The sequence below is a fragment of the Halostella pelagica genome (assembly GCF_004762015.1).
Taxonomy (GTDB): domain Archaea; phylum Halobacteriota; class Halobacteria; order Halobacteriales; family Natronoarchaeaceae; genus Halostella; species Halostella pelagica.
Map to the genome: position 1 here is coordinate 207,795 of NZ_SJES01000001.1, position 15,119 is coordinate 222,913.

A 15,119-nucleotide genomic window follows, 5' to 3' on the forward strand; every position below is an offset into this window, starting at 1 on the left:
TGAAAGGCGTTGACCGCTGACGTTAGCCCGTACTCTCTCGCTCGGCGTCCGTTTCGATGGAGTCCGTGTCTGAGCCGTCAAGATCGGTATCGTCGTCCGCAGGTGCGTCGTCGCCGATCGACCCGTCACCGGCGTCACCGCTCGTCGACGCGTCGTCGGGCGAGTCGCTCTCGCCGGCGCGTTCGCGGGCGAGTTCACGGTCTATGTTGTCACGTTGGTCAGTTTCGACCGACTGGACGGTGACGACGTTCCCGCCACCGGGGTCGACGACGATGACCTCCTCGCCCTCGTCGATGTCGCCGTCCAGGCTTCGAGCCCGGTAGTAGGGATTGAACCCGGCGTTTTTGAGTTTCACCTCGCCACCCGTTTCGGTCACTCGCTCGGTGACGCGACCGGTCTTGCCGGCGAGGTCGTCGGAGTCGCTCGTCTGGCCGGCCCCTTTGCCGCCGTAGAAGTCGAACTCGCGGTAGACGAACAGCGAGACCGCCCCGATAGCGAACACGAGACCGGCGAGAACGAGCGGCGACGCCAGACTGCCGAGCGCGAGACCGAGGAGTCCAGCCAGGAGCAGGGCGACACCGAGAACGATGAAATGCGCGCCCGGGGCGAACGCCTCCATGATGACGAGTATAAATCCTGCGACGGTCAACAGGAGGGGGAGACTGCCCTCACCGCCCAGGACCTGCAGTAGAGTCGGGGCCATGTCAGACTGTTAGAACCCCTGTTGATTAACAGTTTTGCAGGGACGTCCCGGAACTGGTGCGTCAAGCAGTCCGCGCGGGTCAGACGGCGAAAACCATCGCTACGCGGACGATGATCCCGATCGTAACGAGAGCGCCGAGGAGGACGAAAAGGGAGTTCTCGAGCGTCGGCGACCCCGGTTCTATCGACTCTCGGTTGTCGACGACACCGTCCTCGTCGACCTCGTCGAGTCCGAACTTCCACCCGTCGGACTCCCCGTCGCGGTCAGTTCGTTCATCGTCGGGCGCGTCGCTCCGCTCGTCGGGCGTGGTGGGTTCGCTGTCTCCCGCTCCGTTCTCGCCGTCGGACGCGGGGCTTCTTTCGTCGAGTGCGGCGTCGTCACCGCCGTCGGCTCCCGGACCTGCGGTCATAGCTGGTCGTTCCCCCGCCGGAGTGAAAAGTCCGCGGGTCGACACCGCGGTCAGCGGATTCGGTCCGCCTCTGCCGACGCGACGTCGCCCTCGTAGACGACGCCGCGCTCGGCGTCGAGCGTGACGACAGTTCCGTCGGGGACCTCGAGCGTCGCGTCGCTTATCATCGGGATCCCGAGTTCCCGCGCGACCATTGCCGGGTAGCCGGTCACGCCGGGCGAGGCATCCACCACGCCGCCCAGTTTCGCGGTGTCTCCGGCGAACTCGCCGTCGAACGTCTCGTCGAGCGTCAGGATCGCTCCCTCCGGCACCGACGACAGGTCCCCGTCCGCGGTGCGTGCGACCGGGCCGATAACGCGGTCGCCGACCACGCTCCGGCCCGTCACGAGCGTCTCGGCGGCGACGTGGACCTTGAGCATGTTCGTCGTGCTCGCGCCTTCGAGTTCAGTCATCATGCCCGAGAGCACGACGACCGTATCGCCGCTCTCGGCGACGCCGGCGTTCAGCGCCGCCTGCACCGCGTTCTCGATGACCGCGTCCGCCCCCTCGTCGGAGAGGGGCGCGTACTGGGCGTTGACGCCCCACGACAGCGCGAGTTGCCGTCGGACCCGGTCGTTCGGCGTCGACGCGACGACGGGGACGCCCGGGCGGAACTTCGCCGTTTTCAGCGCGGTGTATCCGGACTCGCTGGCCGCCACGATAGCGCTCGCGCCGATGTCTCGCGCGAGGTAGCGGGCCGACCGCGCGAGCGCGTCGGTGCGGGCGTCCGCGGCGGCCGGGACGCGCTGCTCGCGCAGTTCCTCGTACTCCGCGCTGCGTTCGACCTGCCGAACGATGCGGTCCATCGCCTCGACGACGCGGACGGGGTGGTCGCCGATGGCGGTCTCTCCCGACAGCATCACGCCGTCGGTCCCGTCGATGACGGCGTTTGCCACGTCGGACGCCTCCGCGCGGGTCGGCCGACGGGCGTGGACCATCGAGTCGAGCATCTCCGTCGCGGTGATGACCGGCACGCCCGCGTCGCGGCAGCTCCGGATGATGCGCTTTTGGATCATCGGCACGTCCTCCATCGGGCACTCGACGCCGAGGTCGCCGCGGGCGACCATTACGCCGTACGCGGCGTCGATTATCCCGTCGAGGTTCTCGACTGCACCCGCCCGCTCTATCTTGGCGATGATCGGGATGTCGGCGTTTAGCTCCTCCAGAACGCCGCCGACCTCGTACACGTCGTCCGCGTTGCGGACGAACGAGGCCGCGACGAAGTCGGCGTCACGCTCCGCGGCGAGTTCGAGGTCCCTGCGGTCTTTCTCCGTCACGACGTCGAGGTCGAGGTCGACGCCGGGGATGTTGACGCCCTTCCGACCGGCGAGGTCGCCGCCGTCGTCGACGCGGGCCACGACCGCGTCGCCCTCCACACGCTGGACAGTCGTCTGGATGCGGCCGTCGTCAAGCAGGATGCTGTCGCCGGGTTCGACGCCCTCGATGGGCAGCGAGAGGCCGACCTCCTCGGGCGTCGCGGTTTCGCCCTGAACGAACCGGATATCGCTGCCCGAGTCGAGGTGAACGGTGTCGTCGATGGGCGCGGTCCGTATCTCAGGCCCCTGGAGATCGACCATCACTGCGAGCGGGTTCTCCGTCTCGTCGTCGACTGACCGGACTCTGTCGACGAGGGCCGCGCGGTCCTCGTGCGAGCCGTGGCTCGCGTTGAGGCGGGCTACCGTCATACCAGCGTCCGCCAGATTCCGGATCGTCTCCCGCGAGTCCGACGCCGGCCCGAGGGTGCAAACGATCTTCGCGTTTCTCATGCGTTCCGGCTACGCCGTCTGCGTCAAAAAGGACGGCGTTCCGCGTGCCGTCGGGAGAACGGTTTTCCGCGTTGCCGTTGCAGTCCCGCTCATGCCAAAATACGCAGCGATGACGACGGTCACCGACCGCGATTTCCAGAACGTACAGGAGCTCGCGACGCTGTGGGGGGAGATCGCTGCAGAGATAGAGAACAACCACGACGCCGAGCTCAAAGAGTCCTACGCGACGCTCGGCGAGTACGATTTCATCGTCATATACGATGTAGAGGACCAGGACGACGCCTTCCAGGTCGCGCTGTCCATCGAGCGCCACGGCCTCGACACCCAGACGATGGCGATAGAGGATACCGATAACTTCGCCGAACTCGTCGACGATATCTGACGCCGCGGCCTCCCGAAACCTCCGAAGGCAGTATCGAAGAGCGTTTTCTCCGGTCCGGTACGGAATGCATTTGTTGCCCCGTTGAATTTAATTCGACCATGGAACGGACCTCCAGAGATGACCGTTCACCGACGCACTTCGGTGCGTCGTGCGGTCCACAGCGTCTCCAGTCGGGTGATAACCGATGACGAATGCGGCCATCGTCGCCGACGGACTCACGAAACGGTACGGCGAGGAAGTGGCGGTATCCGACTTGTCGCTGTCGATCCCGTCCGGGACGGTGTACGGCTTCCTCGGCCCGAACGGTGCGGGCAAGACCACGACGATGCGAATGCTAACGACGCTGACGAAGCCGACGGCGGGCACCGCGACGGTGAGCGGCGCGTCACTCACTGACCGCGCGGGAATCACTGAGCGGATCGGCTTTTTGCCCGCGGATCCGCCGGTGTTCGACGAACTCACGGGGCGGGAACACCTCCGGTACGTCGCCCGCCTGCACGAACTCCCCGAGGCCGAGGCGACCGACCGCATCGAGCGGTTGCTTGACCGGTTCGACCTCGCGGCCGACGCCGACCGTCGAGTGTCATCGTACTCGACGGGGATGCGAAAGAAAGTCGGCGTCATCGGAACGATACTGCACGACCCGGATGTGGTCCTCCTCGACGAACCGACGAGCGGCCTCGACCCGCGCGCCGCTCGGACGATGCGGGACACCCTCGCCGAACTCGCCGACAGGGACATGACGGTGTTCCTCTCGACGCATATCCTCCCCGTGGTGGACGAACTCGCCGACGAAGTCGGAGTCATCGACGACGGCGAACTCGTCGCCGAAGGGTCGCCCTCGGCGCTGAAACAGCGCGCGGAGTCCACCAACGAAGTGGACCTCGAAACGGCGTTTCTCGACCTCACTCGCGAGGACGCCGCCGCGGACGACGGCGAAAGAACGGTTAAACGATGAGTTCCGCGGGCGAAACCAAGTCGTCCCGAGACGGGGCGCTTCCGGCGATTGCCATCAGCGCCGTTATCGCCAAGACCGAACTCCGTCGGGCGGCCCGCAAGATACGCGACCAGGACGTCTGGCTCGCGCTCCTCGCGGTCGGCGTCCTGGGGTTCGTTGTCGTGTCTCCACTCGCGTTCGACGCGGCTCGGGACGTTGGCGCGTCGCTCGCGGCGGGCGACGACGGCGCTCTGACCCACGCACCCCTCGCCGCGGCCGCAACCTGGGTGTTCCTGGCGGCGTTCATGGTCGTCAGCGGCGTCGGCTCCTACGGAGAGGTAGACAACGCCGACGGAATGTTGACGATCCGGCCGCCCAAAGACGTCGCGGGCGGTCTCTTTCTGTCGAGTCTGGCCCAGTATATCCCCTGGATCGCCTACCCGGTCGCCGTCGTGTACGCCGGGCTGTCTGTCGGCGCGCGGACGCCGCTCCCGTTCGCCGGCGGCGTCGCGGCCGGTGCCGTCGTCCTGCTCTCGTCGTGTGCAGTGGGGTATCCGGTCGGGCTGTTCCTCAAAGGCGTCTTCCGGCGGTCCGAGACGCTCTCCCGGCTCAAGCCCGTCCTGGGCGTCGCCGCGGGCGCGATCTACTTCTGGCTCATGTTCAGCGGCGAGTTCGTCACCGTCGCCCAAACCATCGAACCGGCTGTCCTCGCCTCGCCGCTGGGATGGCTCGACGACCTCGCACTGCTCACCACGCCAGGAACGTCGGCGTCGCCGCTTGCGGCCGTCGGCGCGGTGTCGCTGGCCGCCGTCCTGTTCCCCGTGGGCGTCCTCGCCACCGTGAGGGCCGCGCGGTACGCGTGGTACGTCGACCGCGCGGAAGACAACGGCGCGCAGGCGACAGAACCCGAAGATGCGGGGACCGCTCCGGCAGGACGCCTCGGACGGCTGCTATCGACCGTCTGTCGGCGGCAGGGCACCGCCGGGGTCGCCGCCGTGACGCTGGTGCGAGCATACCGCGCGCCGATGCAGTCGCTGTTCGTCGCGGTGCCCCTGCTGTTCGCGTTTCCCCTGTTCGAGCAGTTGCTCACAAGCGGGTCGCTCCCCTGGTACGCGCCCTGGCTGGTGGTTTTCTACGGCGCGTGGGCGGCGGGTGCCGCGTCGCCGCTCAACGTGCTCGGCAATCAGGGCGCGACGCTACCGACGCTACTGACCGCACGGTCGGACGGCCGGACGGCGGTCCGCGGGACGGTCCTCGCCGCAGTACTGCTCGTCGCACCGCTGACGACGCTCGGGGCCGCCTGGACCGCGACCACCGCGGGGGTTCCCCGCGCGGAGGCGGTAGCCGTCACTGTCGCCGCTCCCGTCGGCGTCGTCGCTGGCTCCGTCCTGGCCGCGGGGTTCGGGGCGCTGTTTCCCCGGTTCGAATCGATCGATGTGACGGCTTCACGGTCGGCGGTCCTCCCGAGCAAGGCCGCGTTCGGCCTGTTCTCGTTGCTGCTGACCGTCGGTCAGGTCGGTGCCGTGTTCACCGCCTCGCTGACGGCCCGTCGAATCGGGAGCGTCCTCCTGTCCGAGCGGTTACCGTTCGGTCTCACACCGTCCGCGTCGACGCTCGAATCGGTCGGCTGGTTCCTCGTCGTCCTCGTCCTCGCGGCAGTCCCCGTCGCGTACCTCGTCGCGGCGCGGCGGATCGATTCGTACAGACTGTAACGAGTTAGAAAACGAATTTCAGCCGGCGTACTGCCGGATGCTCTACCGGATCTTCGTCCCCGGCTCGGCGTCCTCGTGGGTGGTGAGCAGGTCGGCCTGCTCGCCCGCCGCGAGCACCATGCCGTTGCTCTCGACGCCGAACAGTTCCGCCGCTTCCAGATTGACGAGGACGACCACGTCGGTCCCGGGCAGGTCGTCGACGTCGTGTAGTTGCTTGAGCCCGGCGACGATCTGGCGGGTCTCGGGGCCGACGTCGACTTCGAGGCGGACGAGGTCGTCTGCGCCCTCGATCCCCTCGGCGTCCTCGATGTGGCCGACGCGCATGTCGACCGATTTGAACTCGTCGAAGCTGATGCGGTCGTCGGCGAGCGGTTCGAAGTCGGCGTCCGCGCTGTCCTCGTCTGACATCTCGTTTTCGTTTTCCTCGTCAACCCTTTCGTCGCTTTCGGTCGCCTCCTCGACGCGCACTTCGAGTTTCTCGTTGAGGTCCTCGACGCGGTCGTCTTCGATCTGGTCGAACAGTTCGTCGGGTTCGTCGAACGTTTCGGGAGGCGCTTCGAGCGTCGCCTCGACCGTGGCGTCGCCGACGCTGCCGCTCTCGCCGAGTTGCTCCCAGAGGCGCTGGGCCTTGCCCGGCGTGAACGGTTCCATCAGGACCGCGACGGCCTTGGCGATCTGGACGCAGTCGCGGATGACCTGCTCGGCCTCGTCCGGCGATTCGTCGACGAGCTTCCAGGGTTCGTTTCGCTGGATGTACTCGTTTCCGAACCGCGAGAGGTCGACGGCCGCCTCGCTTGCCTTCCGCGGCGAGTAGGCGTTGAGCGCCCCGCGGAACTCGTCGACGGCGTCCTCGATACGCTCGCGCACCTCGTCCGACACGTCAGCGTCCGGCGTCCCCTCGTAGTTCCGGTACGCAAACAGCATGCTCCGGTAGAGGAAGTTGCCGACGGTGCCGACGAGTTCGCCGTTTACGCGCTCCTGGAACTTTTCCCAGGAGAAGTCGACGTCCTGCTGGAACCCGCCGTTCGTGGCGAGATAGTACCGCAGGAGGTCCTCGTGGAACCCCTCGTCCAGGTACTCGCGGGCCCACACCGCGCGGTTGCGCGAGGTGGAAAAGCCCTGACCGTTAAGCGTCATGAACCCGCTCGCCATGACGGCGCGGGGCTCGTTGTAGTCGGCGACGCGGAGCATCGCCGGCCAGAAGATGGTGTGGTGCTGGATGATGTCCCGGCCGATGATGTGGACGATCTCTCCGTCGCCTTTCCACGGTTCCTCCCAGTCGTACTCCTCTTTCCCGACGCGCTCGGTGTACTGCTTCGTGGAGGCGACGTACTCGATTGGCGCGTCGACCCAGACGTACAGCACGAGGTCCTCCTCGGGGCGAGACTCCGTCTCGCTTGCCTCCGAATCCTCACCGGATTCGGAGACGCCCGGATAGTCGATCCCCCAGTCGAGGTCGCGGGAGATACACCAGTCCTGCAGGCCGGACTCGATCCACTCGCGGGGCTGGTTCTGGGCGTTCGAGGTCCCTCCGAGGCGGTCGAGGAACTCGGTCAGGTAGTCCGAGAGCTCCGAGACGCGGAAGAACTTGTGCGTCCGGTCGCGGTACTCCGCTGGATTGCCGGTGATAGTGCTGACCGGATCCTCGATCTCGCCGGGTTCGAGATGGCGACCGCACCCCTCGTCGCACTCGTCGCCGCGGGCCTGCTCGCCGCAGTAGGGACAGGTCCCTTCGACGTAGCGGTCGGGAAGTGGCTGGTCGTTCTCGGGGTCCCATGCCACTTTGATCTCCTTCTCGTACACGTACCCTTCCTTCTCCAACTTCTCGACGATTTCGAGCGTGAGTTCCGTGTTCGTCTCGTCGTGGGTGTGACCGTAGTTGTCGAAGTCGACGGCGAACTTCGGGAACGTCTCGCGGTACTGTTCGTGCCAGTCGAGGGCGAACTCCTCGGGGTCGACGCCCTCCTGTTCGGCCTGGACGACGATGGGAGTGCCGTGCATGTCGGAGCCGGAGACGAACGCCGTCTCCTGACCGATCGTCTCCAGCGCGCGTGAGAACACGTCGCCGCCGACGTACGTCCGCAGGTGTCCGATGTGCAGGTCGCCGTTCGCGTACGGCAGCCCGCACGTCACCACTGCAGGGTCGTCAGTAGGGAACTCATCGTGGCTCATACTATGCTCTCTCTGCGTTGCGGGTGTAAAACCCGCCGATTTCGGTCGTCCGCCTGACCCCAGTGAACGCGTCGCTTTGCTATCGGCACCGGCTGGACGAACAGGCGCTTGCGCCGCGGAGCGACCGTTTACTGCCGGCTATCACTGTCTGTGTGTAGCCGGTGGCCCGGCCAGCGAACCCGTTCAACGACGCGCGGCCGACAGTGTCTGACCGGTCCGGTCGCGACACGCCACCCGACGGGGCCCGGCACGACGTGCGTATAGAACGATCACCCGCCTGTAGTCGGAACCGGAAGACGCCACATCGTTGGCGGACGGTCACAGGCCGAAAATAGAAACCGCGCTACCGGCTACCCCCATCGTGACGACCAGGCGACCGACGCTCCCGGCGAACGTCGCTACCGCGAACCGGTAGTAGTCGCGCTCTAGCACCGCGAACGCGTAGATAGAGATAGTGTCCGGAAACCCCGGGACGCAGAGCGCGAGTGCCAGCCCCGCGTACCCGTACTCTCGCGCCAGTTCGACGGCCCGTTTCTCCGAGTACTCGACTATCTCGAACCGGGACTGACGGAGGTATCTGACGACCGGGCCGGCCTGCTTCGCTTCCTGGCCAAGATGGAACGCGAGGACGCTTCCGGCCGCTTTGCCGATGGCGCTGACGAGGATGACGAGCGAGAACTGGACGGAGGACGGGAGCGCGAACCCCATCCCGGCGTAGCCGGGGATGAGAACGACCTCACTCGGGAGCGGGAGGACGAACGCGATGAGAAACGAGTAGAGCAGGATCAACAATAGACCGCTCACTCCGGTCGCTGTCCTGACAGCTGTTTCGACGGCGCTGAAATCGGGGCCGATCAGCTGAACTCTGACGGGTTCGAGGGCTGACGTGAGGAGGGCATCGACCGCAGGGCCGGCGGGGAACGTCACGTACGTGCGGTGTGAAGGGGACCCCCTAAGTATTGACGTTTCGTTGCTGACGAACCGCGTTCACGTCGTCGACGAACGCCTCGAGCATCTCCCGAGTGACGTGTGGCATGCAGACCACGCGGAGTTCGTCGTCGCCGGTCCGCGATAGCTTCCATCCGGCGTCCCGCAGCGCCTCGAACTCCGGCGTCGGCACGTCGGCCGACACCAGCGGTAGTTCCGGGTCGACGACGTCGTAGCCGCAGTCTTCGAGTGCGTCGGCTAACCACTCCGCGTTCGCCAGGGAGCGTTCGTACTGCTCGCGGTAACCGTCCGGCCACAGTTCCTCGATAGCCGCCGCCGCGCTGGCGACGCCCGCGCCGCTGCGCGTCCCCGTCAGCGTCGCCTGTTTGGTCAACTCCAGATACGGTGTATCGACGGCGAGCGCGTCGAGTAACGCATCATCGCGGGCGAGGAACCCGCCGGCCGGGATCGCCGCCTGGCCGAGTTTGTGCGGATCGATAGTCATCGTGTCGACCGGGGCGTGCGAGAAGTTCCACTCGCGGTCGGTAAACGGAAGCGCGAACCCGCCCCACGCGGCGTCGACGTGTAACAGGGCGTCGACCTCGCCGGCGACCCGGCCCAGCGCCGGAATCGGGTCGACTCGGCCGTACTCCGTCGTGCCGGCGACCCCGACGACGAGCGCCGTCTCGTCATCGACCAGGCCGCGGACGGCGTCTACGTCGGCGCGGTAGTCGTCGTCGAGCGGTGCCAGCCGCAGGTCCACGTCGAGGAGGCCCGCAGCTTTCTGAAAGCTGAAGTGAACGCTCTCGGGGGCGACGACGTTCGGCGCGCCGCCGGCGACGTTACGTGCAACCCTGAGCGCCTGAATGTTGGCCTCGGTGCCGCCGCTTGCGACGTAGCCAGCGGGGTCGTCAACACCGGTTATCGTCCCGAGCGCGTCGACTACTTGCTGTTCCAGTTCGGAAACCGTCTCGTACGTTCCGGGGTCGCCGGGGTTCGTCGCGAGGAAGCGCTCGGCTGCCTCGCGGGCGGCCGGATGCGGTTCCGTACACATCGAAGAGAGAACCCGGCCGAAGTCCTGCGGCTCGGCTCGCATGGGTACCGATACCCGCGACGGCCGTTTAGTGATTGCGTTCTCGCGCCTCGTCGACCCAGTCCGGTCGCGATACGTCGGCTGAGCCGTCGGTGTCGAGTTGGAGCGTGATGTCAACCACCACGGGCGTCCCGCTCTGGGACCCCTCGATGTGGACTGTCAGTTCGTGGATCTGCCCCCTCTCGTCGACGACCGCCCTCGCCTCGTAGGTCTGGACGGTCTGGAAGTTAGTGCCGATCCCTCCCCCCGAGAACTCGTTTGCCTGCAGTGTAACGAACGTCCGGCCGTCGCGTCGGTCGACGGACGTGACATCGAACTCGCCAGCGGCGAGGTATTCGTAGAGCAGGCTGTATCCGGAGAGCTGTGACCGGAACCGTGACGCGTCCCGGCGGTCGTACTGGACCTCGTCGTCCTGTTCGGTACGGACGTACGCCGTCGACCCGTTCGCCCAGATCGTCTCGTTCACCGTCTCGGAACCGTGCGTTCTCGCTTCGACGAGAAACTCACCGTCGTCAGCCATCGTGACAACGCGTGCGGAGCCGGTCGTAACGTTCCGGTTGTCCCGGATGAACGTCACCTCCTGGTTTACGGTGAGTTCGTATGACTCGTCGACCAGGCTTTCGTTGTGCGCCGACGACAGCGAACTCGCGTCTTCGAGACCAGACGGCGACACGCCCGGCGGGTGCGCCGACGCATCGTCGGGCCATGGTCCGTCGCCGAAGATACCGCCGCATCCCGCGAGAGCGACCAGCGCGACCACGAAAACGATAGCCCACGATCTCTCCATTACACGTTTCTCGCGCGCCGAGAGACAAAAAGAACGGGCTCCGAACGGTCAGGACTCTCCGTCCGGCGTTATCTGACCGATTCCAACATCAGTTTCTGCTCGACTCGTTTGACCTCGTGTTGCACGTCGCGAACTGCGTCGATGTTCGCCGAGATGGAACTGACGCCCTCGTTGACGAGGAACTGCACCATCTTCGGCTTGGATCCGGCCTGTCCGCAGATGCTCGTATCGACGCCGTACTCCCTGCAGGTTTCGATAGTCGTTCCGATGAGGTTGAGAACGGCGGGGTGAAGTTCGTCGAAGCGGTCCGCGACGTTCCCGTTGTTACGGTCGACCGCGAGGGTGTACTGCGTGAGGTCGTTCGTGCCGAAGCTAGCGAAGTCGATGCCCGCTTCGGCCATCTTCTCGACGCCGAGCGCCGACGCGGGCGTCTCGATCATCACGCCCCACGTTCGTTTCTCGGGATCGATCCCGACGTCTTCCATGAGCTTCTTCGTCCGGAGCACGTCCTCAGCGTCGTTGACCAGCGGGAACATCATCTCGATGTTGTCGTACCCCATCTCGTACAGTCGCCGGAACGCTTCGAGTTCGAGTTTGAACAGTTCAGGCGTATCGAGGCTGCGGCGGATACCGCGGTAGCCGAGCATCGGGTTGTGTTCCTCTGGTTCGTCCTCGCCGCCTTCGAGTTCGCGGAACTCGTCGGTCGGCGCGTCGAGCGACCGGGTCCGGACCGGGCGCGGGTAGAACTCCTCGGCCACGCGCTGGACGCCGTCGACTATCTCGTCGACGTAGGCGCGCTCGCTGTTTTCCTCGATGTATTTGGTGGGCGTCTGTCCGAGCGAGAGGATCATGTGCTCGATCCGAAGCAGGCCGACGCCGTCCGCGCCGGTGGCCGCCGCGCGTTCGGCCGCCTCGGGGATGGAGACGTTTACCTTGACCTCCGTCGCGGTCATCGGCTTCACCGGCGTCTCCGGGCGTGCGTCCTCGATCGGTTCCCGCTGTTTTTCCTGCTGCTCGTGGCCCTCCCTGACGGCCCCTTTGTCGCCGTCTAGCGTGACGAACTGGCCGTCGGAAAGCACCGTCGTGGCGTTGCTGGCTCCCACGACGGCGGGGACGCCGAGTTCCCGCGAAACGATGGCGGCGTGGCTGGTCATCCCGCCCTCGTCCGTGACGATGCCGGACGCCCGCTTCATCGCCGGCACCATGTCGGGCGTCGTCATCTCGGTGACGATGATGTCGCCGTCGCCCACCTTGTCGAGTTCGTCCAGTTTGCCGACGATACGCACCGCACCGCTCGCCGCGCCGGGACTGGACCCGAGACCGCTGACGAGTACGTCTTCGCGAGCGTCGGACCCGTTACTCGCACTTTTGACGGCCCCGCTCCCGTCCGTGGACGCCTCGGCCTTGGCGTCGGTCCCGATGTCGCCGTCGATACGGGACTCCTCGGCCTCGCCGATGTCGCCGTCGTCGATAGTTGTTATCGGCCGCGACTGGAGCATGTACACGTCACCCTCGTAAATGGCCCACTCGACGTCCTGCGGCGTGCCGTAGTGGTCCTCGACCCGTTCGCCCATCTGCCGGAGGCTGTCGAGTTCCTCGTCCGAGAGGACGCGCTGTTCGCGTTTCTCGTCGGGGACGGGCCGCTCGACCGTTTCACCGGTCTCCTCGTCCCGGACGTGCATCACTTTCTTCTCCGCGACGGTGATCTCCTCGGTGCTCCCGCTCTCGCGGTCGATGACGTAGTTATCCGGCGACACCGACCCGGAGACGACCGCCTCACCCAGACCCCACGCGGACTCGATTATCATTCGAGGGTCGCCCGTCGACGGGTGGCTGGTGAACATGACCCCGCTTTTCTCGGCGTCGACCATCTGCTGGATGACCACGGCGATGTTGACGGCGCTGTGGTCGAACCCCTGGTTCTGCCGATAGTAGATCGCACGCTGGGTGAAAAGCGACGCCCAGCACTCGCGCACGCGGTCGAGCAGGTCCTCCGCGGTGATGTTGAGGTACGTCTCCTGTTGGCCCGCGAAACTCGCGTCCGGAAGGTCCTCCGCGGTGGCCGAGGAGCGCACCGCGACGAACGCGTTCCCGTCACCCAGATCCGCGTACGCGCCGAGTACCTCCTCCCGGAGGAACTCAGGAAACTCCGCGCCAAGGATCAGTTCCTGTGCGCGGTCCGCGGCCTCGGACAGTGCGGCGGAATCCTCAACGTCGACGTCGACCACCTCGAACAGTTCTTCGTCGATACCTGCCTCCTCGATGAACGTCCTGTAAGTTCCAGCAGTGACGACGAATCCGGGCGGCACCGGCAGCCCGGCACCCGTAAGTTCGCCGAGTGAGGCTCCCTTCCCGCCAACGGCGTCGATGTCTTCGGCCCCGGTCTCCTCCAGTGACAATACTGGCATACTGTGTCCGAAAACACCACGACGCCAGTAAAGTACTTTGCGAACGGTGGGGAATAGTTCCAACTCGAAAGCGAGTACGTTCTTCGATGTCAGAGTTCCTACTCAGTATCGAGTACGTGTTCCGCACCGCGGATCCGCGTTGTCGTCCGGTCTACCGTGTCTCCCGGCAGTGTCTATCCCGACAAAGACGTTTTAACGGACGAGTACTGTCATATGTGATATGGATACGAAAGTGGCAGTGAGATGGGCGGCGTACTACCGCCTCCTCGCGTCGGGGTCGTTCGTCGTCGGTATGGCGATCGCCATCGCCGGGATATCGGCAGGCCTCGGTGAGTCCCTCGATATCCTCTTCAACGAGTTGGGGAACACGGGAGCGGTCGACGAGGCTCGGGCGGCGGCCAACGTACCGCTCGCCGCCGTCTCGGCGGTCGTCGGCGTTCTCGTCTGGCAGATCGGCAAGTCCGCCGCGTTCTACTGGACGATGTCAAGCGTCATCGACGAGGAGACGAGCGTCGTCGACCAGACGGTGATCCGAGAGGAGATCCGGGCCGCCGTCGACGATGGAGTTCACGGCGACACCGCCGCTGCGGAACCGAACGGCCGGCGCGATCCGTCCGGTCCGACCGGACCAGACGCCGGTGTGAGCGGGTCGTCCAGGCCGGGGGTTACTGTGAGCGAGACGACCGGAACGGAAGCTACTGTGAGCGGGTCGTCCGGTCCGGGAACTACCGTGGGTGAAACGACCGGACCATCCGCCGGTGTAAACGAGGAGATGGACGAGTCGAACGCCGCCGACGAACCCGACGGGGGGTCGCCGACCACCGGAACGCGAACGGGGACGCCGGCCGTCCACGGAGACGACGAGACAGTTCGAACCGGGACGGCGTCGGCAGATGCCGGTGCGGACGCCGAAGCCGGTTCGGCGGACAACGGCGCTGCCGGCGATGCTGGCGCGGCGACAGCCGACGACGAAACCGCGACCAGCGCCGTCGACACCGGCGACGCGACGAACGCGTTCGACGACGGCGACGCGGCAGCGGACGGTGTCGCCTGCGGCGACTGCGGGCACCGAAACAAGGAGTCGGTGTCGTTCTGTATGAACTGCGGAGCCGAACTGTAGCAGTCTCGGCCGATACGAGTCCGTTATTCCCGTTCACGCCACTCCTGACGGAGCAGCCCGTACTGTACCAGGTCGACGTATTCCCCGTCGACGAACCGGTCCTTGCGGATGCGGCCTTCCTCAGTGAACCCGAGTGACTCCAGCAGGCCGCGGGACGCGTCGTTGAAGTCGTACGCCCCCGCACCCACGGCGGGGTGGTCGTACGTCCGGAAGACGTAGTCGATCGCGAGCGAGACTGCCTCCGCGCCGTAGCCCTCGCCGTGGACTTCCGGAGCGAGCCAGTAGCCCAGTTCCGGACGCCGGTAATCGACGTCTCCGACGTACACTGCGCCGATCCGTTGCACGTCGTCCTCGTCCGGCTGTCCGGGGCCGGCATCGTCCGCGTCGAGACAGACGAGGAAGCTGTCGCTACCGTCGTCTTGGTCCGATACTTCGGTCTGCTCCCGGTTCCTGACCGGGTTGCCGGTCGGATACCGGATCTCGGGGTTCGCGAAGGCCCGCTGGTGGAACGGGATGTCCTCTCGTTCGATCGTCCGGAGCGTGACCCGCTCACCGCTCGTAACGCGTGCTCCAGGCATACGCACGGCGACGCCCGGGAACACAATACGCTTTCCGTGTCGGCCGCGGCCGGGGTACACAGATATCGCCGTCGTCCGCCGGATCG

General features: G+C 66.1%; 13 protein-coding genes. 4 read left to right on the forward strand and 9 right to left on the reverse strand.

Features of this window, described 5'->3' with window-relative positions:
- Positions 1 to 22 precede the first annotated feature (22 nt).
- The 3 genes from EYW42_RS01100 to pyk form a co-directional block, all read right to left on the reverse strand.
- Complete coding sequence (locus tag EYW42_RS01100) at positions 23 to 703, reverse strand: NfeD family protein (RefSeq protein ID WP_202613779.1); 681 nt, start codon at positions 701 to 703, stop codon at positions 23 to 25.
- 79 nt (positions 704 to 782) lie between these two features.
- Positions 783 to 1,112, reverse strand: a complete 330-nt coding sequence (locus tag EYW42_RS19625; RefSeq protein ID WP_202613780.1) for a DUF7312 domain-containing protein — start codon at positions 1,110 to 1,112, stop codon at positions 783 to 785.
- 50 nt (positions 1,113 to 1,162) lie between these two features.
- The gene (gene pyk / locus EYW42_RS01110) at positions 1,163 to 2,917 is read right to left on the reverse strand and encodes a pyruvate kinase (RefSeq protein WP_135533411.1); all 1,755 of its coding nucleotides are present in this window, start codon (positions 2,915 to 2,917) and stop codon (positions 1,163 to 1,165) included.
- 91 nt (positions 2,918 to 3,008) lie between these two features.
- On the opposite strand from pyk, the gene EYW42_RS01115 reads away from it, so the two are divergent.
- The 3 genes from EYW42_RS01115 (at position 3,009) to EYW42_RS01125 (ending at position 5,948) form a co-directional block, all read left to right on the forward strand.
- On the forward strand, positions 3,009 to 3,299 hold the full coding sequence (locus EYW42_RS01115; protein WP_135533412.1) for a GYD domain-containing protein: 291 nt from the start codon (positions 3,009 to 3,011) through the stop codon (positions 3,297 to 3,299).
- A gap of 184 nt (positions 3,300 to 3,483) precedes the next feature.
- Positions 3,484 to 4,257, forward strand: a complete 774-nt coding sequence (locus tag EYW42_RS01120; RefSeq protein ID WP_135533413.1) for an ABC transporter ATP-binding protein — start codon at positions 3,484 to 3,486, stop codon at positions 4,255 to 4,257.
- Positions 4,254 to 5,948 (forward strand): hypothetical protein, encoded by a 1,695-nt coding sequence (locus EYW42_RS01125; protein ID WP_135533414.1) that lies wholly within the window; start codon positions 4,254 to 4,256, stop codon positions 5,946 to 5,948. The genes EYW42_RS01120 and EYW42_RS01125 overlap by 4 nt, the downstream gene beginning before the upstream one ends.
- Before the next feature lie 42 nt (positions 5,949 to 5,990).
- Here EYW42_RS01125 and metG read toward each other — a convergent pair whose 3' ends face one another.
- From metG to ppsA, 5 genes are all read right to left on the reverse strand, one after another.
- Positions 5,991 to 8,120, reverse strand: a complete 2,130-nt coding sequence (gene metG / locus EYW42_RS01130) for a methionine--tRNA ligase (RefSeq protein WP_135533415.1) — start codon at positions 8,118 to 8,120, stop codon at positions 5,991 to 5,993.
- Between the two features lie 318 nt (positions 8,121 to 8,438).
- Positions 8,439 to 8,978: a YqaA family protein gene (locus EYW42_RS01135; RefSeq protein WP_237561271.1), complete on the reverse strand. Its 540-nt coding sequence runs from the start codon at positions 8,976 to 8,978 to the stop codon at positions 8,439 to 8,441.
- A gap of 94 nt (positions 8,979 to 9,072) precedes the next feature.
- Positions 9,073 to 10,143: a tyrosine decarboxylase MfnA gene (gene mfnA / locus EYW42_RS01140; RefSeq protein ID WP_135533417.1), complete on the reverse strand. Its 1,071-nt coding sequence runs from the start codon at positions 10,141 to 10,143 to the stop codon at positions 9,073 to 9,075.
- A 25-nt stretch (positions 10,144 to 10,168) separates the two neighbouring features.
- Positions 10,169 to 10,927, reverse strand: coding sequence for a DUF7537 family lipoprotein (locus EYW42_RS01145; protein ID WP_135533418.1), 759 nt, complete (start codon positions 10,925 to 10,927; stop codon positions 10,169 to 10,171).
- Positions 10,928 to 10,995: 68 nt separating this feature from the next.
- Positions 10,996 to 13,335 (reverse strand): phosphoenolpyruvate synthase, encoded by a 2,340-nt coding sequence (ppsA, locus tag EYW42_RS01150; RefSeq protein ID WP_135533419.1) that lies wholly within the window; start codon positions 13,333 to 13,335, stop codon positions 10,996 to 10,998.
- 220 nt (positions 13,336 to 13,555) lie between these two features.
- Here ppsA and EYW42_RS01155 point away from each other — a divergent pair, with 220 nt between their 5' ends.
- Entirely contained in the window at positions 13,556 to 14,455 is a 900-nt protein-coding gene (locus tag EYW42_RS01155) for a zinc ribbon domain-containing protein (protein ID WP_135533420.1), read from the forward strand.
- 23 nt (positions 14,456 to 14,478) lie between these two features.
- Here EYW42_RS01155 and EYW42_RS01160 read toward each other — a convergent pair whose 3' ends face one another.
- Entirely contained in the window at positions 14,479 to 15,033 is a 555-nt protein-coding gene (locus tag EYW42_RS01160) for a GNAT family N-acetyltransferase (protein ID WP_135533421.1), read from the reverse strand.
- Between the last annotated feature and the right edge of the window lie 86 nt (positions 15,034 to 15,119).